The 24390-nt window shown below is 62.5% G+C and carries 15 protein-coding genes; 8 read left to right on the forward strand and 7 right to left on the reverse strand.

Features of this window, described 5'->3' with window-relative positions:
• Positions 1 to 20: 20 nt before the first annotated feature.
• A complete protein-coding gene (uvrA, locus tag I7X13_RS15940; RefSeq protein ID WP_233454814.1) occupies positions 21 to 3092 on the reverse strand; it encodes an excinuclease ABC subunit UvrA in 3072 nt (1023 codons plus the stop codon).
• A gap of 301 nt (positions 3093 to 3393) precedes the next feature.
• Between uvrA and I7X13_RS15945 the strand changes: the two genes are divergently transcribed.
• From I7X13_RS15945 to I7X13_RS15955, 3 genes are all read left to right on the forward strand, one after another.
• Positions 3394 to 4137, forward strand: a complete 744-nt coding sequence (locus I7X13_RS15945) for a hypothetical protein (protein ID WP_198076233.1) — start codon at positions 3394 to 3396, stop codon at positions 4135 to 4137.
• A gap of 107 nt (positions 4138 to 4244) precedes the next feature.
• On the forward strand, positions 4245 to 4688 hold the full coding sequence (locus I7X13_RS15950) for a hypothetical protein (RefSeq protein WP_198070033.1): 444 nt from the start codon (positions 4245 to 4247) through the stop codon (positions 4686 to 4688).
• A gap of 117 nt (positions 4689 to 4805) precedes the next feature.
• Positions 4806 to 5300: a hypothetical protein gene (locus I7X13_RS15955; RefSeq protein ID WP_198076234.1), complete on the forward strand. Its 495-nt coding sequence runs from the start codon at positions 4806 to 4808 to the stop codon at positions 5298 to 5300.
• 72 nt (positions 5301 to 5372) lie between these two features.
• Here I7X13_RS15955 and I7X13_RS15960 read toward each other — a convergent pair whose 3' ends face one another.
• Positions 5373 to 7010, reverse strand: a complete 1638-nt coding sequence (locus I7X13_RS15960) for an FAD-dependent oxidoreductase (protein WP_198076235.1) — start codon at positions 7008 to 7010, stop codon at positions 5373 to 5375.
• A gap of 121 nt (positions 7011 to 7131) precedes the next feature.
• Positions 7132 to 8526, reverse strand: coding sequence for an asparagine--tRNA ligase (gene asnS / locus I7X13_RS15965; protein WP_198076236.1), 1395 nt, complete (start codon positions 8524 to 8526; stop codon positions 7132 to 7134).
• Between the two features lie 154 nt (positions 8527 to 8680).
• Between asnS and rpoN the strand changes: the two genes are divergently transcribed.
• Both rpoN and I7X13_RS15975 read left to right on the forward strand, forming a co-directional pair.
• Positions 8681 to 10267, forward strand: a complete 1587-nt coding sequence (gene rpoN, locus I7X13_RS15970) for an RNA polymerase factor sigma-54 (RefSeq protein ID WP_198076237.1) — start codon at positions 8681 to 8683, stop codon at positions 10265 to 10267.
• Between the two features lie 144 nt (positions 10268 to 10411).
• On the forward strand, positions 10412 to 13201 hold the full coding sequence (locus I7X13_RS15975) for a response regulator (RefSeq protein WP_198076238.1): 2790 nt from the start codon (positions 10412 to 10414) through the stop codon (positions 13199 to 13201).
• A gap of 67 nt (positions 13202 to 13268) precedes the next feature.
• Here the strand turns inward: I7X13_RS15975 and I7X13_RS15980 are convergent, their stop codons facing one another.
• Entirely contained in the window at positions 13269 to 15293 is a 2025-nt protein-coding gene (locus tag I7X13_RS15980) for a hypothetical protein (RefSeq protein ID WP_198076239.1), read from the reverse strand.
• Positions 15294 to 15543: 250 nt separating this feature from the next.
• Between I7X13_RS15980 and I7X13_RS15985 the strand changes: the two genes are divergently transcribed.
• On the forward strand, positions 15544 to 17622 hold the full coding sequence (locus I7X13_RS15985) for an OmpA family protein (protein ID WP_198076240.1): 2079 nt from the start codon (positions 15544 to 15546) through the stop codon (positions 17620 to 17622).
• Positions 17623 to 17694: 72 nt separating this feature from the next.
• On the opposite strand, the gene I7X13_RS15990 is transcribed toward I7X13_RS15985, so the two are convergent.
• The gene (locus I7X13_RS15990; protein WP_198076241.1) at positions 17695 to 18123 is read right to left on the reverse strand and encodes a DUF4844 domain-containing protein; all 429 of its coding nucleotides are present in this window, start codon (positions 18121 to 18123) and stop codon (positions 17695 to 17697) included.
• Positions 18124 to 18359: 236 nt separating this feature from the next.
• Complete coding sequence (gene proS / locus I7X13_RS15995) at positions 18360 to 19835, reverse strand: proline--tRNA ligase (protein WP_198076242.1); 1476 nt, start codon at positions 19833 to 19835, stop codon at positions 18360 to 18362.
• Between the two features lie 263 nt (positions 19836 to 20098).
• Here proS and I7X13_RS16000 point away from each other — a divergent pair, with 263 nt between their 5' ends.
• Positions 20099 to 21577, forward strand: a complete 1479-nt coding sequence (locus I7X13_RS16000) for a hypothetical protein (protein ID WP_198076243.1) — start codon at positions 20099 to 20101, stop codon at positions 21575 to 21577.
• Between the two features lie 77 nt (positions 21578 to 21654).
• Positions 21655 to 23223 carry an OmpP1/FadL family transporter gene (locus I7X13_RS16005; RefSeq protein WP_198070022.1) on the forward strand — a complete coding sequence of 523 codons (1569 nt, stop codon included), beginning with the start codon at positions 21655 to 21657 and terminating at the stop codon, positions 23221 to 23223.
• A 73-nt stretch (positions 23224 to 23296) separates the two neighbouring features.
• On the opposite strand, the gene I7X13_RS16010 is transcribed toward I7X13_RS16005, so the two are convergent.
• Positions 23297 to 24319: a hypothetical protein gene (locus I7X13_RS16010; protein ID WP_198076244.1), complete on the reverse strand. Its 1023-nt coding sequence runs from the start codon at positions 24317 to 24319 to the stop codon at positions 23297 to 23299.
• Between the last annotated feature and the right edge of the window lie 71 nt (positions 24320 to 24390).

The following is a 24390-nucleotide window of genomic DNA, read 5'->3' on the forward strand; positions in this document are numbered from 1 at the left end:
TTTCGCAATATCCTTTCCGGCTACGCCGTGGCGTATTTGCTCGTCCGGAGCTCCTCGGCCAGGAAGCGGGCGGTATGGCCCTTGCCAGCCTTGGCCACCTGCTCGGGCGTGCCCTGTGCCACGATGGTGCCGCCGCCCGCGCCGCCCTCGGGGCCGATGTCGATGACGTGGTCGGCCACCTTAATCAGGTCGAGGTTGTGCTCGATGATGAGGACGGTGTTGCCCTTGTCGGCCAGCTTCTGAAGCACATCCGCCAAGTGGTTGATATCCTCGAAGTGCAGGCCCGTCGTCGGTTCATCTAGAATGTAGAACGTCTTGCCGGTGTCTTTCTTGCTGAGCTCGGTGGCCAGCTTCACGCGCTGGGCCTCGCCGCCCGAAAGCGTGGTAGCCTGCTGGCCCAGCGTGAGGTAGCCCAGTCCCACGTCGTTCAGGGTCTTGATTTTGCGCAAGATGCGGGGTTGGAACTCGAAGAATTCCACGGCCTTTTCCACGGTCATGTCGAGCACGTCGGTGATGGACTTGCCCTTAAAGCGGACTTCCAGCGTTTCGCGGTTGTAGCGGCGGCCTTTGCAGGTTTCGCAGGGCACGTGTACGTCGGGCAGGAAGTTCATCTCGATGGTGCGGATACCGGCGCCCTCGCAGGTTTCGCAGCGCCCGCCCTTCACGTTGAAGGAGAAGCGGCCCGGGCCGTAGCCGCGGATTTTGGCCTCCGCCATCTCGCCAAACAGCTGCCGGATTTCGGTGAACACGCCAGTATACGTGGCTGGGTTCGAGCGCGGCGTGCGGCCGATGGGCGACTGGTCGACTTCAATCACCTTGTCGATGAAGTCCAGTCCTTCGATGCTGCCGTAAGCCAGCGGCTCCTTCTTCGAGTTGAAGAAGTGCTGGTTTAGAATCGGGTACAGCGTGTCGTGGATGAGCGTGGACTTGCCCGAGCCCGACACGCCCGTGACGGCCACCAGCTTGCCCAGCGGTACTTTCAGGGTCACGTTTTTCAGGTTGTTGCCTTTGGCGCCCTTCAGCACCAATTCGGTGCCTTCGCCCTTGCGCTTTTTCTTTTGCAGTTCGATGTGCTTCTGGCCGCTGAGGTACTGCGAAGTGAGCGAGCCGGAGTTGAAAATCTCCTGCGGCGTGCCCGAGGCCACGATGCTGCCGCCGTGGATGCCCGCGCCGGGGCCAATGTCCAGCACGTGGTCGGCGTGCAGAATCATGTCCTTGTCGTGCTCCACTACGATGACGGAGTTGCCGATGTCGCGCAGGTGCTGCAGGGCTTTGATGAGACGCTCGTTGTCGCGCTGGTGCAGGCCGATGCTGGGCTCGTCCATAATGTAGAGCACGCCCACGAGCTGGGTGCCAATCTGGGTGGCGAGGCGGATGCGCTGGCTTTCGCCGCCGCTCAGCGTCCGCACCGGGCGGTGCAGGTTCAGATAGTCGAGGCCCACTTCGAGCAGGAAGCCGATGCGCTTACGAATTTCCTTGAGGAGCTCGCGCGCAATCACATTCTGGCGTTCCGTCAGCCGGTCTTCCAAGCCCACAAACCACTGCGCCAGCTCGTTAAGGTCCATCACCGACAGCTCGCCGATGTGCTTGCCGTCCATCTTGAAGTGCAGGCTTTCCTTTTTGAGGCGGAAACCCTGGCACTCGGGGCAGGGCTGAGCCTGCGCGTACTGCGCAATCCACTCCCGGATGCTGTCCGATTCAGAATCCATCTGCCGACGCAGGAAGGGAATAATGCCCTCGAACGGCTCAGTGAAGGCACCTTTGCCACTGTCGGCTTCGTCCTCCGAGATGCCGTGGAGCAGGCGTTTCAGCAGTTCCTCGGGCAGCTTCTCAATGGCAGTGTTCAGGGTGGCTTTGTTCTTCTTGAGGATGAGCGAGAGCTGCTGGAAAATCCAGATGTCGCGGTACTCGCCCAGCGGCGCGATGCCGCCCCGGCTGATGCTCAGCTTGCGGTCGGGCAGCACGGCGTCCTCGGTGATTTCCTGCACCTCGCCTAGGCCGTTGCAGGTGGGGCACGCGCCGTAGGGCGAGTTGAACGAGAACGTGTTGGGCGCCGGGTCGTCGTAAGCAATGCCGGTGGCCGGGTCCATCAAAAAGCGCGAAAAGAACTGCGGCTGAGCTTTCTTGGCGTCGGGGTCGAGCACCAGCATGGTGCCCTTGCCGTGCGTGAGGGCGTTCTGCACCGAGCCCGAGAGGCGGAACCGGTCTTCCTCCTTCACGATGAGCCGGTCGATGACGATTTCGATATCGTGGATTTTGTAGCGGTCCACCTGCATCTTGGGCGTGATGTCGAGGATTTCACCGTCGACGCGCACCTTGGCGAAGCCCAGCTTGGCAATCTTCTGGAAATCTTCGCGGTAGTGGCCCTTGCGGCCCTTTACCACCGGCGCCAGCACCACCAGCTTCTTGCCGTCGAAGTGCTTGAGGATGTAATTGATAATCTGGTCATCGCTCTGCCGAATCATCTTCTTGCCAGTGGCGTAGCTGAATGCCTCAGCGGTACGCGCATAGAGCAGGCGCAGGAAGTCGTAAATCTCGGTGATGGTGCCCACCGTGGAGCGCGGGTTGCGCGAGGTCGTCTTCTGCTCGATGCTGATAACCGGCGACAGGCCCTCAATCTTGTCCACGTCGGGCCGCTCCAGCCCGCCCATGAAGCTGCGGGCGTAGGCCGAAAACGTCTCCATGTAGCGCCGCTGCCCCTCGGCATAAATAGTATCGAACGCCAGGCTGCTCTTGCCCGAACCCGAGATGCCCGTGAACACCACCAGCCGGTTGCGCGGAATCTGCACGCTCACGTTCTTGAGGTTGTGCTCGCGCGCGCCATACACTTCAATGAAAGGCGCATCGATGTGATGGGCCGCGCCATTGGCGGCGGTGGCCGTGGTGGGGGGCAGCGTCTCGGGCGTCTGGTGTTGCAGAGCTACTGCTACACTAGCCGGGTTGGGCTGGGTGGCAGCTGCAGCTTCCGGCTCGGTGAGGGCGCCAGCAAGCTGCTTTTTCAGCGCGGCGCCGTTGGCAACTGGTTTTTTCTTAGCGGGAGCGGCGGCTTTAGGAGCTTGGGCAACCGGGGTAGCAGTGGATTTTTTGGCCATTCAGGAACGCAGCGAATAAGTGCGTAAAGGTACGTAGATGGGGCGCCGAAGGCTAATCGCAAAGGCAACTTTGCCAGCTGAATTAGCTTTCGATGAGCTTGGAGCGTCGGGGTACAACAGCGCAACGCCTGCATTTGTCCCCGGCATTCTGACCGAAAATAAACCGGCGACGATTACGGGCATTTGGGCGACGTTTTTAGCCATTGAAGCTACCCTTTTGGGCACATTGGCACTTGCCTTGCATCTATCAGGCAGCAGCGCCGTTAGTGGCCTGTTAACCCATTTTATTCAACCACTTAGCATGAAACCCCTCGCAAAATTTGTTGGCGCAGCCCTGGTGGGTGTGTTTGCCCTGTTGGTCACGCCGGCCGCACAGGCGCAGGTGGGGGTGAATATTAATATTGGCACCCCCGCCTGGGGGCCGCAGGTTCCCTACGGCACGCAGTATTATTACATCCCCGAGATTGACGGCTACTACGACCTCTACAACCAGCAATACATTGTTTACCAAGATGGTTACTGGGTGCCTCTGCCCGAACTGTATGGCTACGACCCCTACCAGTTCCATCCTGTCATAGTAGACTACCGGGGCCCGCAGCCCTGGCTGCAGATTGGCTATTACCGCCAGCACTATGCCTACCAACCCTACCGCAACTACGGCCCTGGCCGGGGCTACTATAACGGCGGCTATGGCTACGGCCCCAGCTACGGCCGCTCCCGCTACGACAACCGCGGCGGCTACTCCTACGGCGACCGTGACCGTGATAACCGTGGCGGTTACCCCAACGGCCGCAACTACGGCGACCACGACCGCGACGACCATGGCGGCTACCGGGGCAACGACAACCACGGCCAGTACCCCGGCGGCGGCTACAACACCCCGCGCGGAAATTCCATACCGCAGCAGGGCGGTGGCGGCTACAACCCCGGCCAGGGTAATCACGGGGGCTTTGGTGGCGGCCAGGGCCAGCAGGGCGGTGGCCAGGGCAACAACGGCCGCAGCAATGGTGGCGGCAACCACGGCGGCGGCCGCGGCCGTGACTAGCTGTGGTGTGCACCAACGCTCAACCCCTGTTACGGACTGCCAGTATAAGGCATCCGGTGCTGGCCACAGCGCCGGATGCGACAATTCTCACGCTTAAGTCCTTCATTATGAAAATGCTTCCCACCCTCCTCTGCGCCGCTGTGCTTGGAGGCATCTCTTTGCTTGCCGCACCGGCGGCGCAGGCCCAGATTAACGTCAACATCAACACGGCGCCGCCCGTGGTGGTGGGCGCGCCGGCCGATGCCCAATACTACTACGTGCCCGAAATCAACGGCTACTATGATGTGCCGGCCCGCCGCTACGTGGTGCAGCGCAATGGCAAATGGGCGCGGGTAGAACGCATCGACGGCTACGACCCGCGCAACTTCCACCCGCAGTACATCGAGTACCGCGGCGCCGAGCCCTGGACCTACCGGGGCGGCAACCCACACGGCCTGCCGCCCGGCCAAGCCAAGAAAATGTACCGCGACGATGACCACCACGACGGCGACCATCGTGGCGACCACGACGACCATGGCAAGGGCCATGGAAAAGGCAAAGGCAAGCACTAAGCCACCGCACGTCGGCGAAGCCCCGCCCCACCGGTGGGGCTTTTTGCTGCAGCAGGGTTTGGCATCTTCCTTGTGAACAGAGACGTATTACCTTATCGTTTTATTTTGTAAAAAGCCATGAATTTCCTCCCTAAAACCCTGTGCGTGGCGCTGGTCAGCTTGTTTGCGCTGGCTATGGCCCCGGCCGCCAAAGCCCAGGTCAACGTGAACGTGAACGTAGGCCAGCCCGCCTGGGGGCCGCCCGTACCTCAGGGCACGCAGTTCTATTACATCCCCGAAATCGACGGCTACTACGACCTGTATGCCCAGCAGTACATCGTGTTTCGCAACGGCCAATGGGTACCCGTAGCCGTAATGGATGGCTACGACCCCTACCAGTTCCACCCCGTTGTGCTCGACTACCGGGGCCGTGAGCCCTGGGTGTACGTGGGCGCGCACCGCGACCGCTACCCCCGCCGCGTAGTGGTGGTGCAGCCCCGGCCGGTCATTGTGCGCCAGCACGGTTTGCCCCCCGGCCAGGCCAAAAAGCTCTACCGGGAAGGCTACCGTGAAGGCCGGCAAGATGACCGCGGCCACGGCAATGGCCACGGGCGTGGCCATGGACGCGACTAAGCGAATTTTTATTCACTGAAAACTAAAAAAGGCTGCCCGCACGGGTAGCCTTTTTTAGTTGAAATCTCAGCTTCACCCAGCACTTCCGGCCAGCGCGGCCCAATCGGTTTCGGGGCTGATGCCAGTTGGGCTGGGCATCTTATTTTGGCTGAACAACTCCGTAATGTAAAGCATGGCCGTATCGCGACCCATGCCAGCCACGGCCGTAATTTTGCCCGCCAGCACGTAAAAAGCCAGGAAATCCTGCTTCGCCACTTCGCCGTGGTAGAGGATGGCGTCCCAGTGCTCGGCGTGGCCTGCGTAGCGCAGGCTCTTGCCATACTGCTGCGTCCAGAAGAAGGGGGCGGCGGTGAATTCCTGTTGCTGGCCCAGCATGTTACGGGCGGCTATCTGGCCGTGCTGCTGGGCCAGGCGCCAGTGCTCAATGCGCGTGGGCGCGCCAGCGGCGGCTAGCGGGAAGCGGGCGATATCGCCGGCGGCGTACACGTTTTTGGCGGCCCGCAGCTGCGCATCAACGGGCAAGCTGCCGTCTTTTCCCAAGGCGAAAACATCCTTGAGGAAATCGGTGGCCGGGCGCACGCCCACGCCCAGCACCACGGCCTCGGCGGGAAGGATTTGGCCCGTTTTCAACTGCACGCCGCTCACGGAGCCGCCTTCGCCCAGCAGGGCCGTTACCTCGGCTTCGACTTCAAACTTCACGCCTTTTCCCTCGTGCAACTGGCGGAACATTTGCCCGATTTCCGGCCCCAGCACCCGCTCAAATGGCACTTTATCCTGCGCCACCACGGTCACCTGCCGCGTTTCGCTGATGAGGCTACTCGCCGCTTCCATCCCAATAAAGCTGGAGCCGATGACGACGACCTGCTTCGCGTCTTTGGTGGCTTTCAGGATGGCATCCGCGTCGGCCCGGGTGCGGAGGGTATGCACGCCGGCCAGGTCGTGGCCCGGCAGTTTGGGGAGTTTGTTAGGCGTGCCGCCGAGGGCCAGCAGCAACTGGTCGTAGCGCAGCGGCGGGCGGTTTTCAAGCTGGACTTCCTGCCGGTCCACATCCAGGCCGGTGGCGCGGGTATTTAGCAGCAGCTCAATGCGCTGCTGCTGGTAGAAATCCGGCTGACGCAGGGGCAGCGCGGCCGGCTGGGCCTTGCCCGCTAGGTAAGCTTTGCTGAGCTTGGTGCGGTCGTAAGGCGCATTTTCATCGGCCGAAATCAATACCAGTCGGCCCTGAAAGCCTTCCCTGCGCAACGCTTGAGCCGCAAACTGGCCCGCTGCCCCGCCGCCGATGATGACGAACGTGCGCGCATCGGCCGGGGCCGGAGCAGCGGGCGCGGGCGGAGTGCCGCCCACTTCGGCGGTAGGCGTTGCGTCGGGCTTATCAGTGCTGGCGGGTGGGCTTTCCGGCAGTTGCACCAGAATGCGGCCGCCGGCCTCGCGCACAGCAAAAGTGGGCAGGTCGTCGAGGGCCGGCGGCTCGCAGAGGTGGCCGTTTTCAACCTTGAAGCAGGCGTGGTGCCAAGGGCAAATCAGCTTCCCTCTTACCACGTTGCCCTTTTCCAGCGGCGCGCCGTAGTGCGGGCAGTGCGCGGCCAAGGCACGCACCTGGCCCTGCTGGCGGGTGAGCAGCACCGGTGGGCCATCGTTGGGCGTGGGAAAGGCTTTGAGGCCGCCCTCGGGCAGGCTGGCGGAGTCGGTGAGGTCGATTTCGGGAAGCATACGCGGCAAAGGGTTGGTGCCAGGTAGCAACGGGCTGCGGGCTGGTGGGGTTAATAATGCACAAAAAAAGCGACCCCGGTGGAGTCGCTTTTCTGCAATTCAATACCCGTAAGCACCGGGCTTAGAACGCCGCGTTCTTGGGGTAGCGCGGGAAGGGAATCACGTCGCGGATGTTGCTCATGCCGGTCACGAACAGCACCAGACGCTCGAAGCCCAGGCCGAAGCCGGCGTGCGGGGCGCTGCCGAAGCGGCGCGTGTCGAGGTACCAGTCGAGGTCTTCGGCGGGCACGTGCATCTCGGCCATGCGGGTGGTGAGCTTGGTGTAGTCCTCCTCGCGCTGCGAGCCGCCGATGATTTCACCGATGCCGGGAAACAGCACGTCCATGGCGCGCACGGTGCGGCCGTCGTCGTCCAGCTTCATGTAGAAAGCCTTGATATCCTTCGGGTAGTTGGTTAGGATGACGGGCTTTTTGAAGTGTTTCTCCACCAGGTACCGCTCGTGCTCCGACTGCAAATCGGTGCCCCAGTCAACTGGGAATTCGAACTTCTGCTTGGCCGATTTCAGGATTTCCACGGCCTCGGTGTAGGTGAGGCGCTGGAAGGCATTGTCCACCACGAAATTGAGGCGCGAGAGCAGCTCCTTGTCGTACTGCTCGTTGAGGAAGGCGAGGTCGTCGGCGCAGTTGGCCAGGGCATAGCGCACCAGGCTTTGGAGGAAGTCCTCGGCCAGGTCCATGTTTTCTTCGAGCTCGTTGAAGGCTACTTCGGGCTCAATCATCCAGAACTCGGCCAAGTGACGGGCGGTGTTGGAGTTTTCGGCCCGGAACGTGGGGCCGAAGGTATAGATGCTGCCCAGCGCCATGGCGGCCAGTTCGCCTTCGAGCTGGCCCGACACGGTGAGATTGGTCTGCTTGCCGAAGAAGTCCTGGGTGAAGTCCACGGAGCCATCCTCGGTGCGAGGCGGGTGCTCGGGGGGCAGCGTGGTCACGCGGAACATCTGACCCGCGCCCTCGGCATCGGAACCGGTGATGATGGGCGTGTGCACGTAGTAGAAGCCGTGGTCGTTGAAATACTGATGCACGGCGAAGGCCAGCGCGTGCCGGATGCGCAGCACCGCGCCAAACGTGTTGGTGCGCGGGCGCAGGTGGGCGATGTCGCGCAGGTGCTCCAGCGAAGTGGCTTTCTTTTGTAGCGGGTAGGCTTCGGCATCGGCCGCGCCCAGAACGGTGACTTCGGTAGCCTGGATTTCCACGGCCTGGCCTTTGCCCTGCGAGGCCACCAGTTTGCCACGGATGGCCACAGCGGCGCCGTTGCTCACGTCTTTGAGGCTTTCCTCGGGGAAATTCCCGGCATCGGCCACGGCCTGGATGGTGTGGATGGTGGAGCCGTCGTTCACGATGATGAACTGCACGTACTTGTTGCCGCGGCGGGAGCGAACCCAGCCTTTGACGAGAACTTCGCGGTCAAGGTCCTGGCTGGCCAGGAGCTCTTTGACGGTGGACCGTTTGAGGGACATAACTTGCGGGGAAGCGGATGAATCGGCAAAGGTAGGCCGATTAGGCGGTAGCACGGAACGCCGTGCGGACTTTGTAAGGCGGGCCACACCAACTTTTCATGCCAAACTTTAGTAAAATTGACCTCCGCCGCCCGCTTTCCGTACTTTCGTTATTATGCAACGCCTCGACTTAAAACAGCTCCTTTCGCAAAAGCTTAGCCCGCAGCAGATTCAATTTATCAAGCTGCTGCAAATCCCGACGGCGGAGCTGGAGACGCGCATCAAGGAGGAGATGGAGGTGAACCCGGCGCTGGAAGAAGACGAGCCCGACGACGCCGAAGAGCTGGACCGCGACGATGAAGACTCGGACGACGACGACCCGGACGCCAGTCTCGACAACGACGAAAACACGCTGGATGAGGACTTTGACGACCGCGGCAGCAACGATGAGGAAACGGCCGAAGAAATGCCTGAGCCCGACCTGGCGGCCAAAGAAGACCTGGCCTCGACCGACGACTCCCCCGACAACACCGACCTCGACCTGAGCGACTACCTGAACGACGACGAAATAGCGGGCTACAAGATGCAGGGCGACGGCCCCGGCGAGGAAGAAGAGCGCGACACGCCCTTGGCCGACACCAGCGGCTCGCTCCTGGATTCGCTGCTCGACCAGCTGCATTTTGCCGATTTGGACGAGCGGCAGGAGGCCATCGGTCAGCAGCTCATCGGCTCGATTGACGGCGACGGCTATATCCGGCGCGACCTCTCGGCCATTGCCAACGACCTGGCCTTTAGTCAGAACCTGGAAGTGACCGTGCCCGAGATTGAGGCCGTGCTGCGCGTGGTGCAGCAGTTCGACCCGCCCGGCATTGCCGCCCGCGACCTGCCCGAGTGCTTGCTGCTACAGCTAGAGCGCCGCCCGCAGGACGAAAACACGGTGAACGCCGAGCGCATTCTTACCGACACGTTTGAGGAGTTCAGCAAGAAGCACTACCCGCGCATTCAGCAAAAGCTGGACCTGGAAGACGACGAGCTAAAAGAGGCCATTAACCTCATTCTCAAGCTGAACCCTAAACCGGGCGGCAGCGGCCCCAGCGGCCTGGGCAAGACGCAGTACCTGATGCCGGACTTCATCCTGACCAACGACAACGGCGTCTTCAACCTGACCCTGAACGCCCGCAACGCCCCCGAGCTGCGCGTGAGCCCGGCCTATACCGAGATGTTCCGGACCTACGACAAGGCGGCCAAGAAGGACACCAAAATGAAGGAGGCCGTGACCTTTGTGAAGCAGAAGCTGGACTCGGCCAAGTGGTTTATCGACGCTATCCGGCAGCGGCAGAACACGCTGCTGCGCACCATGAACGCCATTGTGGAGCTGCAGCGCGACTTCTTTGCCGAGGGCGACGAAGGCAAGCTCAAGCCGATGATTCTGAAGGACATTGCCACCCGCATTGGCATGGACATTTCGACAGTGAGCCGGGTGGCGAACTCGAAATCCATCCAGACGGAGTTCGGGATTTATCCCTTGAAATACTTTTTCTCCGAGGGCATTGCCACCGATTCGGGCGAGGACGCCAGCAGCCGCGAGGTGAAAAGCATTTTGAAAGACCTCATTGGCAAGGAAAGCAAAGAGCGGCCGCTAAGCGACGACAAGCTGGAAAAAATGCTTAATGCGCGGGGCTACAACATTGCCCGCCGCACGGTGGCCAAGTACCGCGAACAGCTGAACATTCCGGTGGCCAGACTGCGCAAGGAGCTGTAAGCCACCGCCAGCCTGTGGGCAAAACTGTCAGTTGAGAGAGTAGAAAAGGCGAGTTGCTGTACCTTTCCGGTAAAGATTGGGTTTCCGTGCCCGGACGGCAGTGCATTGCCGGATGCGGCGGCCCTTCTTCTGCTCTCCTGACCCATGAAAACCGAACTTCCCAACGACCCGGCCGAATTGCGCGCCCTGCTGCTGGCCGAGCGCGCCCGCCGCGAGCAGGCCGAGGCCACGGTTGAGCAGCTGCGCTTTGCCAGCCGCATGCCCGAGCTCAACCCCAATCCCGTGCTGCGCGTGAGCGCCACCGGCCAGCTGCTGATGGCCAACCCCGCCGCCGGGTTGTTGGCCGAGGAAATGCGGGGCACCGGCCCTTCGCGGATACGGCCGCAGCTGGTGAACGCCGCCGTGCAGTGCCTGCGCACCGGCGAACTAGCGCAGCAGGAAATAGTGGCCAACGACCAGAACTACCTGCTCTTCGCGGTGCCGGTGGTGGAGGAGGGTTGTGCCATGCTTTACCTCACCGACATTACGGCGCAGCGGCAGGCCAAACAGCAAATGCGGGAGCAATTTGCCTTCTACGAGTCCATCATGGCCCACCTGCCGGCCGTGGTGACGGTGCTCGACCCCGACCAGCGCTACCGCTACGTGAACGCCTACGCCGAACCCGACGCGGACCAGCGCCAGGCCCGCATCGGCCGCACCTTTGCCGACCATTGCGCCAAGCACGGCCTGCCCGAGGAACTGGCGGCCCGCCGTTACCGCCTGTTTGCGCGCGCCGTGCAAACCCGAACCACGGTGAGCTGGGAAGAGCGCTGGCCCGATACCGCCGCCGACACCCATCGCAACTGGCTGTGCTACTACCAGCCCGTGTTTGGGAACGACGAAGTGCTACACCACGTGATTTGCTACGGCCTCGACATCAGCAACCTGCGCCAGGCTGAGGCCCGCACCCGCGAGAGCGAAGCCGCCGCCGAGGCCCAGCAGCTATTTACCAACCTGGTGCTCGACCTCAACCCCAACCTCATCTGGGTGCGCGATGCGCAGGGACGCACCGTGTTTGAAAACGGGGAGATGCGCGCCCAGCGCCGCCACATTGCCGAAGTGGCGGGGGCGGTGTCGATGGAGGCAGCCATGAGCAAGGAAGAAATTCAGGCGGCGGTGCTGGCCGACCAAACGGTGCTTCATACCGGCCAGCCGCTCACCAGCCTGCTCTCGGTGAAGCTGGCCGACGGCGAGATGCGCTGGTACCAAACCGTGCGCTGCCCGCTGGTACTGCCCGACGGCACGGCCCAGGTGCTGGGCGTGAGCACGGATATTTCGGCCCTGAAAAACGCCCAGCACGCGGCCGAAGCCGCCGCCACGGCCCGCGAGAACTTCCTGGCCAACATGAGCCACGAAATCCGCACGCCGCTCAACGGGGTGCTGGGCATGACCAGCCTGCTGGCCAAAACCGGCCTCGACGAACAGCAGCGTAATTACACCGCGGTGATTCAGCACTCGGGCCGGCACTTGCTGAACGTGGTGAACGACGTGCTCGACATGGCCAAAATCACTTCCGGCAACCTGGAGCTGGAAAAAGCGGCCTTCAACCTCTGCGACTCGATGGCCAGCGCCAGCCAGCCCCTGGTGATGCAGGCCGAGGAGAAGGGCATTCGGGTGGTGGGCACCATGCTGCGGGATTCATGCCCCCACCCCTGGGTACTGGGCGACTCCTACCGCCTCAACCAGGTGCTCATTAACTTGCTTTCCAATGCCATCAAGTTCACGCCGGTGGGCGGCACCGTGACAGTGGGCGGTTACTACGTGAGCGAAACCGAGGACACGCTCACCACCGAGTTCCGGGTGACGGACACCGGCATCGGCATTGCCGAAGACAAGCTGGAAAGCATCTTTAAAGAGTTCACCCAGGCCTATGCCGACACCACGCGGCAGTTTGGAGGCACGGGCCTGGGCCTGAGCATCAGCCGGGCGCTGGTAGCCCAGATGGGCGGGCAGCTCACGGTGCAGAGCGAGCCCGGCAAGGGCAGCTCCTTCGCCTTCCGCACCACCCTGCCCAAGGCCGATGCCGCTGCCCGGCAGGCGGCCCTGGCACCGCTGGCACCAGTGCAGGAAGCGGCCGTGCGCGGGGCCCGCGTGCTGTTGGTGGAAGATAACGCCGTGAACCGCGAAGTGGCCCAGCTGCTGCTGGAGGCCCACGGCGTGACGGTAGACGAGGCCGCCAGCGGCCTCGAAGCCCTGGAGTTGTTCGAAATAAACCGCTACGACGTGGTGCTGATGGATATTCAGATGCCCGGCATGAACGGGCTCGAAGCCACGGCCCGCATCCGCGCCCACGCCGATGCGCGGCGAGCGGCCACGCCCATTCTGGCCCTTACGGCCAACGCCTTCCGGGCCGATGCCGAAAAGTACCACGCCGCCGGCATGAACGACACGCTGCCCAAGCCCTTCGACGAAGCTGAGCTGCTGAGCAAACTGGCCTCTTTGATTGCCGGAGTACCCGGGCCGCTGGTAGACGTGAAACCCGCCACGGCTGCCCCAGTCGCTACGGCCGCGGTGCCCCCGCTGCCCGCTACTGCAGCGGCTCCGGGTGCCGTACCCGCCGCTGCACTCTTCGACCTGGCCCTGCTGCACCAAACGGCCCACGGCAATGCCACGTTTATCAACCGGATTCTGACTTCCTTCCACACCAACACGCCCACCAGCGTGGCCGACCTGCACACCGCCCTGGCCGCCGCCGACTGGGCTGCCGCCGCCGCCGTGGCCCACAAGCTGCGGCCGTCGCTCAAGCTCATCGGGGCCGGGCAGCTGGGACCGGTGATGGAAGTGCTGGAAAGCAAAACCGGCACCGATGCCGCCCGCCGCGAAGCCGCCGAGGCGCTAGCGGCCGGCCTCACCGAATTGCTAGCCGTTTTGCCAACGGCAGTGCCCGTGGCCTAATGCAAACGCCCCTGCTACTTCCGTAGCTGGGCGTTTGCATTAGGCCACGGGCAGGTGCAAAGCAACGTTACCGCCGCCCTACCCGCCACTCGGCCGCCAGCTCGAAATACGGCAGCACCCGGCGCGTCTCCTGAGCCAAATCCGCAGCCGTATAGCTGCTGCCCGAGAAGGCCCCTTTGCCCAGCGAGTAGGCCGAGTACGTGCGCAGCCACTGCAGCCAGATGCTGGCCGTGAGGCTGAAGCCGGCCGTGGCGCGGCGCTCCACTGCCACCTCCGGCCCCTGCTGCCGCGTGATGCCGTGCAGGTAAATCAGCTGCGAGGCCGGCCCGGTGGGGTTGTCGAGTTGCAGGGCGGCGCGGCCGTAGTTGCGCTGCTCCAGCAGGCGGTAGCCCAGGCGCAGGCTGGTGCTGCCGCGCTTGCCAACCCAGCTCTGCCGCCCGCCGATGGACAGGTCGTGCGTCACGCTGGTATCGAGCGGGCTCTCGCGGAAGCGCGTCCAGTCGAGCTGGCCCACGCGGTTTTCGCGGCGCTGGTAGTCAGCCAGCAGCAGCAGGCGGGGCCGCAACTGGTAGCTGATGCTCTGGGACTGTTCCAGCACGCGGCTGGCGCGGTTGCGGGCCTGCTCGGCAGCTTGGTCGCGCACTTGATAGCTTACCCAGAGGTGGTAGTTCGAGCGGATGCTCCACTTGCCAGGTGCCCAGGTGAAGCCCGGCTCCCAGTGCAGCAGGTGGTCTACATAGTTCTCGGCGCTCTGGCTGGCCCGGATGAAAACCGTTTGGCGGTACTCGCCTGCCACTCCCAGCGAGGTGCGGAAGGCCCCGGCCCAGCGGCCCGTCCAGGTGAGGCGCAGCAGGTGCTGGGCTTCGTCGCGGGTTTGCTGGTTGTCTTTGCTGGGCGCGTCCACGCGCAACAGCTGGGCCGTGCCCAGCATCGCCAGCGCGTGGCGCGGACTGGGCAGCCAGGTCAGATTGCCCAGCCACAGGATGGTTTGTTCTTTGATATCTTTCACCTGCTCGCGGGCCAGCGCGGCGGCCAGACGCGGCACGCTCAGAAAGCGGGAGTTTTCGAGGAAATACGACCGGGTGCGCTCTCGGTAATTGAAGCTGATGGACGACTGCAGCTTGGGCCGGGCAAAGCGCAGCTCCTGGCGGGTGTCCAGCTCGCGCTGGCGGTAGCCCACGTCCTGCAAGGTATCGGCCCGCTCGCCCAGCCGCCGGTACCGAAATGCCCGGTTGGGCAACAGCAAGCTGTTGTCTGAGCGCAACGTGGCAAACTCATTAATCCGATAAGAAGCCCCCGCCTGCACCGCCACCGTATCGGACTGAATGCGCTGCACCGAGCCCAGCAGGTAGTCTTCGGCGCGGTTGGTGCGGTAGCCCACGCGGCCCTGCACCACCAGCGGCGCACCTTCCAGCAAGGCCTGCTCGCCGGCCGCCTCGGCCACCAGCCGCTGCATGGTGCGCGGCCCCAGGCGGGCGCGCGTGCCCAGCACGCGCACCGCCAGCGGCGCGGCGGCAGGCCCATTGAGGAAGTACAGCGCCGCCGCATCAAAGCCCAGGGCGAAGCCCGCGTCCTCGCGGCCGTTGCGGCGGTCGGTGGCCAGGCCGCCCAGCAGCGTGAGGCGCATTTGGCTCAGCGTATCGGTGCCGGAGCCGGCGCGCAGGCGGCGCTGGTAGCCCAGGCGGCCCAGCCACAGGCCGGTGCGGGTGGCATTGGCCCGGCTTTGGTCGTAGTGGAGCTGCTGGCCCAGCTGCCAGTGGTTGGCCGCGTCCAGGGTAAATACGTCGGCCACGTCGGCCCCGTAGTCTTCCCGCACGAAAGGCGGCGTGCCCCGCGAGTCGTAAATCATGTCGGTGCCTACGCGGTAGCGCAGCTGCTGGCGCGCACCCAGCCGCAGGTAGCCCCGCGCGCCGCTGGTCTGCACGAAGGTGCTTACGCCCACCCGCCGCGCCCGGGCCACCAGCAGCAGCGCCGTATCGGCCCCGGCCGGCCGCAGGCCGCGAAATACCGGCCCAAATGCGGTAGCGCCCACCAATACCTGCGCCCGCCCCGCCAGCGGCAGTAGCGCCAGCAACACCAGCAGTCCGGCCACGCGCCAGCCTGCCGCCGCGCTCCGCGCTACGGTTGCCCTACCCGCCGAAAACCACTGGATTACCACGTTTGCCCGGCCCCCGACTTATTGCCTCGGCGGGCCGAAGCGGGAAGGTAATACACGGCGCGGCCTGGCCCCGAAAATAGTTTTTCGTTAGGTTAGCTGTCGAAACGCTGGCCCGTCCCCGGCCGCGCTGATGTAAATTTGCCCGGGGCCCTCCTGCCACTTCGCCTTTTCTACTATCGTTACCATGAATAATTATCCTATGAAACGCTTGCGGACAACCGTGCCGGTTGCGCTGGGCTTGCTGGCTGCTACGGCGGCCCAGGCCCAGCACGTGCAATGGGCGGCCCGCCTGGTGGCCGTGTCGTCGCAGAAATCCGAAGGCAAAGACCCCTTCTCCCCTTCGCAGGTGCTGGGCGTACCCAATGCCCTGCCGTTGGGCCAAATCAGCAACGATGCCTGGATTCCGCGCAAGGAAGGGCCCAATGAGTTTATTGAAGTGCGGTTTGCGCGCTCGGTGGCGGCCCAGCAGGTTACCATTGTCGAGAACTTCAACCCCGGCTCCATCACCAAAGTCGAGCTGGTGGATACCAAGGGCGTGCACCACGAAGTGTATTCCAACGACAACCCCGGCCCCTTGCCCGAGCCCTCCCGCACGCTGGAAGTGAAGTTCCCGGCCGCCGAGTACCGCACCCTGGGCGTGGTGGTGCGCATGAATACGGCCAAAGTCGAAGGCATCAACCAGATTGACGCCATCGGCATCGCCGACGTGGTGTCGACGATGGTAAAGCAGGCCTTCACCGGCGAAAAAGGCCCCGATGCCGTGAAGTCAACGCAGTTCGATTCGGCACTGGTGAACCTGGGACCGAACGTGAACACCCGCTACGTCGAAACCCACCCGGTCATCTCGCCCAATGGCCGCACGCTGTACTTCGCCCGCGAAAGCAACCCCGACAACGTGGGCGGCAGCCGCGACCCGCAGGACGTTTTCGCCTCGGCCCTGCTGAGCGGTAAAAACAAAACCTGGGGCCTGGCCAAAAACGTGGGCGGCCCCGTGAACACCCCCGACGACCCCAACGGCATCGCCTCGGTATCGGCCAACGGCCAGAACGCCATTCTCATCAACATCTACAACCGCGACGGCACCATGGACCCGCTCGGGTGCAGCCTCACCAAACACACCCGCATGGGCTGGACGCAACCGGTGCCGCAGGTTATCAAGGAGTTCGTGAACCTCGATAAGGAGCACGTCGACTTCTTCCTGGCCACCTCGGGCAAGGCCCTGCTCATGGCTGTGGAGCGCCCCGACGGCATGGGTGGGCAGGACCTCTTCGTGAGCTTCCCGGTGCCCGAAATGAACAACACCTGGACCAAGCCCAAGAACCTGGGCCCGAACGTGAATACGGCCAAATCGGACTTCGCCCCCTTCCTAGCCGCCGACGAAAAAACCCTCTACTTCGCCAGCGAGGGCCGGGGCGGCTACGGCAAGTCGGACATCTTTTACAGCAAGCGCCTCGACGATACCTGGACCAACTGGAGCCCGCCCCGCAACCTGGGTCCGGTGGTGAACTCGCCCGATTTTGACGCCTACTACACCATCTCGGCCGCCGGCCAGGATGCTTATCTGGTATCGTCGCGCAATGGCACCAATGGCTCCAAAGACATTTTCCGCATCTCGCTGGCTCCCGCCTTCCAGCCCGAAGTGGTGACGCTGGTGACCGGCAAAGTGCTGGACGTGAACACCGGCAAGCCCATCCGGGCCATCATTCACTACGAAAACCTGCTCACGGGCGAGGAAATCGGTGTGGCCGAAACCGACCCGGTGGACGGCTCCTACACCATTGTGCTGCCCAGCGGCGTGCAATACGGCTACCGCGCCGAGGCCAAAGGCTACATCGCCGAAAACGCCAACCTCGACGTGACGACCAAGGACAAATATTCCGAGCAGAAGCAGGACTTGTTCCTAGTGCCCTTCAACGTGGGCCAGACGGTGAAGCTTAACAACATCTTCTTCCAGCAGAGCAAGTACTACCTCACCACCAACTCCTACCCCGAGCTGCTGCGCCTCATCCGCATCATGAAGGATTATCCGACGGTGGAAATCAAACTCTCGGGCCACACCGACAACCAAGGTGACCCCGCCTTGAACCTCAAGCTGAGCCAGGACCGCGTGAACGAGGTAAAGAAATACCTCGGCAGCCACGGCATCAAGGCCGAGCGGGTAACCACCGAAGGCTTCGGCGACACCAAGCCCATTGCCAGCAACGACCAGGAAGAAACCCGCGCCAAAAACCGCCGCGTGGAGTTCACCATCACCAAGAAATAGCCCCGGCACCGCCGGAATGCAAAAAAGCCCCGGCACGCACTGTGTCGGGGCTTTTTTATCTTAAAAATGCTGCTATTGCCGCGCTTTGCCGGCCGCGCCCACGAAGGAGTCCAGGCGGCCTTCGGAGCTTTCCAAGCCCACAATTTCCATGAGTTCCTGGAAGTATTCGGCCACCTGCTGGCGGTCGGTGGCAGTCTCGGTGAGCGGGGCTACCCGGGCCAGGCCGTTGTCGAGGCACTTGAGGTAGGCCTCCTTGGTGGGCTGCTCCTTGGTCACGCGCAGGAAATCATCGGCCGAGATAACGAGGTAGCGGTTGAGGTCGGGGCGCACTTCGGCGTGGGCCTTGGTGGCTTTGCCAACCTTGGCCACTTCCGCTTTAGTGAGTTCTTTCAGGTCTTCGAGTTGGGTGATGGCCTGGGCTGGCACCTGGATTTTGCCCGTCTGGGCATTGGCGGCCAGGGTGCCCAGCGTCAGCAGGCCAGCTAGTATGGCATGTTTCATAGTAATGCGGTAAATGTTATGGAAAGATTACGAAAAGGCTAAATCGAGGCTATCAAGCACGATAATTCTCTCCGAAGGTACTAGCGGGCAGGCACATTATCCTCTTCAGGCCGACAGCCGGACCAAAAAAATGTCATTCCGACGCAGGAGGAATCTGAGTAAAATCATTGTTCAACGACCTCACTCAGATTCCTCCTGCGTCGGAATGACAACTCAGGAATAGCAACTAACCCAACCTAGTAGGCGCGGGCGAAGTAGGCGCGGCGCGGGCTGGGCTTGCCCGTCACCATGCAGACGCCTTCTTCGTCGGCTTCGTTCAGGGGCAGGCAGCGCACGGTGGCTTTGGTTTCTTCCTTGATGCGCTCCTCGGTTTCGGAGGTGCCGTCGTAGTGCGCCAGCAGGAAGCCAGGTTCCTCGTCCAGCATCCGCTTGAACTCGTCGTAGCTGTCCACGCGGGTGGTGTGGGCGGCGCGGAAGGTCTTGGCGCGCTCGTAAATATTGGTTTGGATATCGGTCAGCAGCTGGTCTACGCTGGCTACGATGTCAGCCAGGGGCAGGCTCATTTTCTCCTTGGTGTCGCGGCGCACCACTTCCACCATGCCGGCGTCGAGGTCGCGCGCGCCGATGGCCAGGCGCACGGGCACGCCCTTCAGCTCCCACTCGGCAAACTTGAAGCCGGGGCGCTCGGTATCGCGCGCGTCCAGCTTCACCGAAATGCCGCGGGCAATCAAACCCATCTGAATGGGCTTGATGCGCTCCAGCAGCGCGTCGAGCTCGCCGGTTTTGTAGATGGGCACGATAACTACCTGGATAGGCGCCAGCTTGGGCGGCAGCACCAGGCCCTCATCGTCGGAGTGGGCCATGATGAGGGCCCCCATCAGGCGCGTGCTCACGCCCCAGCTGGTGCCCCACACGTGCTCGCGCACGCCTTCTTTATTTGAGAACTGCACATCAAATGCCTTGGCAAAATTCTGGCCCAGGAAGTGGCTGGTGCCAGCCTGCAGCGCCTTGCCATCCTGCATCAGCGCCTCAATGCAATAGGTGTCCTCGGCCCCGGCGAAACGCTCGTTGGGGGTTTTCACGCCTTTCACCACGGGCAGCGCCATGTGCTCCTCGGCGAACTCGGCGTACACGTCCAGCATCTGGCGCGTTTCGGCCACGGCTTCTTCGGCGGTGGCGTGGGCGGTGTGGCCCTCTTGCCACAGGAACTCGGCGGTGCGCAGAAACAGGCGGGTGCGCATTTCCCAGCGTACCACGTTGGCCCACTGGTTGATGAGCAGCGGCAGGTCGCGGTAGCTCTGCACCCAATTTTTGTAAGTATTCCAGATGATGGCCTCTGAGGTGGGGCGCACCACCAGCTCTTCTTCCAGCTTGGCGTTGGGGTCCACGCGCAGCTTGCCGGGCTTGTCGGGGTCGGTCTGGAGGCGGTAGTGTGTCACCACGGCACACTCTTTGGCGAAGCCTTCGGCATTTTTTTCCTCGGCTTCGAACAGGCTTTTGGGTACGAAGAGCGGGAAGTAGGCGTTTTCGTGGCCGGTACGCTTGAACATATCGTCCAGCTGGCGCTGCATTTTTTCCCAAATGGCGTAGCCGTAGGGTTTAATGACCATGCAGCCGCGCACGGCCGAGTTTTCGGCCAGACCGGCGCGCTTCACTAACTCATTGTACCAAAGCGAATAATCTTCCTGGCGGGTAGGCAACTTTTTACTCATGGGAGGCATCTTAGGGGTAATTGAAAAAGTTCCCAGATTTGGTACAGGATTTGAATTGACCTTGGGGCACCGTTTCGGGGTCAAATTACGTTATTAAAGTGCGGACCTCCTTGCGGAAGCGCTTTGCACGCGGAGTGGCAGCGAGCAGCCTATCCTCCAATATTCTTCGTTGGCTTAGCCCTGATTTCGAACCGCTTCATCCTGCTTCCACCGTATAGTCCGTTACTTTACAGAAAGCCTTCCCATCCTTACCTTTTTTCATCATGAAAAACCTGCTCACCGCTTGTTTGCCCGCTTTGGCCCTGTTTGCGCTGGGCGGCTGCGCGGGTACTTCGGCCCTCACTTCGTCGGAAGACGACGGGGTCTATTATTCTTCCAAAGACCGCACCACGGCCGTGGTCAGCACCGCGCCAGCGCCGGCCGCCAATAACGAGGAGGCCAATCCGGACTACAACGGCGGCTCCACCAGCTCGTCCTCGGCCCGGCAGAACAGCTCCGGTTCCGACCAGTATTACGACAATACCTACACCTACATGCGGGGTGTGCCGGGCTACGGCTCGTCGAGCTACTACGGCCCGGGGCTGAGCTCATATTCGCCCTATAGCCCTTACACCAGCCTGGGCTACTATGGCGGCTACGCTTATGGCGGTGGGGCCTGCGGCTTTTCGCCGTATGCCTACGGCGGCTACGACCCGTTTTATAGCTCGTTCTACAGCCCCTTTGGTTACGGATATGGCTACGGGTACGGTTACCGCTCGGGCCTGAGTATCAGCTTAGGGTTTGGCCGCTCGTTTGGATATGGTGGCTACGGCGGCTACTATGGGTACAGTCCGTTTGGCTACGGCTACAGCCCGTATGGTTACGGCTATAGCCCCTTCGGCTACGGCGGTTACGGTGGCTATGACCCTTATTACTACAGCAGCCCTTACTACGGCGGGTATTATGGCCGGGGCGGCTACTACGGCAGCGTTTACAACGGCGGCGGCTTCAACAACAATGGTGTTAACAGCGGCCCAGGTACTGTTCGGACTTATGGCCACCGCAACGACCGGGCTTCGGACGGGCGGTATTCTTCGGGTACCGCGGGCGCTGTGCCCGGCACTGCTACTCCCGGCACGGCAAATGGCGGCGGCCGTGGTCGCAGCACCGAGCGAGTTATGTCGAACACCCCGGAATCGATGCCCGTGAGCACTGCCGATGCCGTGGGGCGCACCCGTAGCGAAGCCGTTTCGGCATCGCCGGCTACTCAACCCATGCGCGCCAACGATTCCTACAACCAGCCCCGGAGCATGGATGACAAGCCGCGCTACCGTAACATGGACACGCAGCCCGCCTTAGGCGCTCGCCCGGAGCAGGGCCAGATTACGGGTGATAATAGCCGGGGCCGCATGCGTACCGCCGAGGAGGCCATGCCGCAGGGCAACGGCCAGATGCAGCCAACCGCTGCGCCGCAGGATGGTCAGCGCCGGCGCGGGGGTTTCTTTCAGAATGTGTTTGGCGAGCCAATCAACAACGGCGGCGGTCAGGCGGCCGAGCAGTCGCGCCAGCGCACGTATGACCAGTCGCAGCAACAACGCACCTACGACCAGCCCCGGCAGCGCACCTATGAGCAGCCTCAGCAGCGTGCTTACGAGCAGCCGCAGCAGCGTACCTATAGCCAGCCCTCATATTCTGCCCCATCGGCTCCTTCCTATGGCGGGGGCGGCGGTGGGGGCGGTGGCGGCCACCGGGGCCGCGACTAACTGCTAAGCTGTATTTCTGCAAAATATTTCCCAAGTGAGCCGGCCCTTCGGCTGGCTCCTTTTCTTCCACCCCACCCATGAAAAAACGGATAATCTGGCTTAGCCTGGCCCTCGTAGCAGGGCAGGCAGGCCACGCCTTTGCCCAAGATGCCAGCGATGCGCTGCGCTATTCCCGCCTGCAATTTGGAGGGCCGGCCCGGACGCAGGGCATTGGTGGGGCCAACGTAGCCCTAGGAGCCGATTTTGGTAACCTCACCAGCAACCCGGCCGGCCTGGGCATGTATCAGAAATCAGAGGTGCATTTCACGCCCGGCATCGGCATCGGCCAGAGCGATGCCCGCATCGACGGCGGCACCACTGCTTCGCAAAGCGCGGAGAAAAACAGCCTGCACGTGGCCAGCCTGGGCGGGGTATTCACTACCCGCCGCCCAGACAATGACCAGACATCTGATTGGCGGGGCGGAGCTTTTGCTCTGGGTTTCAGCCGGGTGGCTGACTTTAATTCGGCGTCGAGCTATCAGGGCACAATCAACAACAATCAGTCGTACCTCTCGCGCCTGCAGCCCGCCGCCGATGCGGCCCGGGGTGCCACCGCCTTTGCCGACCTGGACAAGCAGGCCAGCTCCGGCACGTACACCTCCAACCTGGGGCTGGCTTACGGAGCTTATCTGGCCAACATCCGCAGCTCCCGTGCTGGAGCTGATTCGGCCGTGGTGCTGCGCAAGCAGGGCAACGCCCTTACCCAGGGTGAAACGCTGACCACTTCGGGCTCGATTTCGCAGTTCGATATTGGCTACGGGGCCAACTACCGCGACCGGCTGTACATCGGCGGCGCCATCGGCATTGTGAGTTCCAACTATACCCAGCTGCGCACGCTCACCGAGGCCGACAATGACCCCAACACCCACTTCAACAGCCTGACCAGCAATAGTCAGCTCAAGACCTCGGGCAAAGGATTTAACGCCCGCGTTGGGCTTATCTACCGTGCATTGGACAACCTGCGGGTGGGAGCTTCGGTGCAGACGCCCACGTTTATGCAGCTGACCGACACGTACAGCGAAACTCTGACGGCGAACTACAGTGCGCAGGGCACCGACCGCGTCCCCAGCGACCTCCCGGTTGGGGATTATTCGGTGTCGCTGCCCGTTAACGACTACGCCTATACCATCACCACCCCGTTCCGGGCCAATGGCGGGGTGGCGTACACGCTCGGCAAGCACGGGTTTCTGACCGGCGATATCGAGTACGTGGGCTACGGACAGGCACGCCTGCACAACGACTCGCAGAATGCCAACGGCGATAATTACTCTTTCGCCACCGAAAACAGCGACATCCAGGCCCGCTACAAAAACACGGTTAACCTGCGTTTCGGGGCCGAGGGCCGCTTCGACGTATTCCGGCTGCGGCTGGGCTACGCCCGCTACGGCGACCCGTACAAAGCCGACACCAACAACGAGCGGTTGCAAAGTTTCTACACGGCGGGGGCCGGCCTGCGCCAGGGCAATTTCTTCCTGGACGCAGCAGTGGTGTACACCACCGTCGACCAGCTTTACACGCCCTATTCTCTCAACAACGGCTTGCAGCCCGTCATCAAAGTGAACGGCAACCGCTACACCACCAATATCACGGCAGGCATCACCTTCTAGCCGAAGCCTAGATACTGAATAAAAAGGGCTGCCCCATACCGGGGCAGCCCTTTTTTCTATTTTATAACGGCTGCTATTTCTGCACGCGCACGGTGCAGGTAAGCACCGGAGCCGAACCCAGTACGAGGTCGGAAACGAGCAGCAGGCCGTAGCGGTCCGTAGTACCGTCGGTAATTTTGAAGGACAGCACCTGGCCTTTTTTCAGCGGGCCGGTATAGAAGGCGTTGGTGCCAAAGTCCTTATTGGTGGTATAGCCCGCCTGAAAATCAGCCGCCGCGGCTGCCATAAACTGGTCACTGTTCAGCGCGGTAGCGTGCAGGCCGGTAACGTGCCGCTTGGTCCAGATGGCGGGTAGTCGGCACACCGCCGTATCGATATTGGCGGGTGCCACCAGCCCAACGGTATTTCCCGTGCCGCCGGCCACGCAAATCAGGTCCACCAAGTCTTGGTTGGCCTCCACGGAGCGCTCCTGGTTCAGCACCGCGTACTTGGGCAACAGCAGGCCGTATTGCAGGTTGAGGAACACCCGGCTGCGGTCGCGCACGCCCCGGGCTACTACGGCCCGGCGCGGCACCGGCCGCATCACCGCGGTGAAGCTGTGCAATACCACCGCCGAATCGGCTTTGCGGGCCGTGAGGCGGTAGGCGCGGCTAGCCGAGGCTCCGGCTACGTCGGTGGCCGTGTACTGCCACAGCTCAGCGCCGGAGGTGGCCCGCGCCGCAAACTGATTGACAAACAGCGTTTCGCTGATGGCGTGGCCGTTGGCATTGCCGGCCCGGGGCTCAATCAGCGAATCGAGGTAGATGATTTCCTTCTTATCCGGCGCGTTTTTGGCGGGGTCGTATGAAGACAGGGGCACCGGGTAGATGATGGGCGTAATACCAGGCTCGTAAGTGACCTTGATGGTCAGGCGCTTGAGCGCATTGTCGTTGCCCACGGCGTACACCCGAGTCGTGAGTGTATCGTTCGGCTGCACCGTTTTGTTGCTGGAAGTCAGCGCGGAAATACCAACAAAGTCGAGTTGAACCGGCCGGGCCGTTTTGGAGCAGGCGGCCAGCAGCACGGGCAGGCAAAGCAGCAGGAATCGAAAACGCATAATGCAAAGGTAACGGGAGCCGGGCCCCGCAACCTTGCGGCCGGCTCCTACTACCTTTAACGTTCCGTTGC

The organism is Hymenobacter negativus (genome assembly GCF_016056375.1).
GTDB lineage: Bacteria > Bacteroidota > Bacteroidia > Cytophagales > Hymenobacteraceae > Hymenobacter > Hymenobacter negativus_A.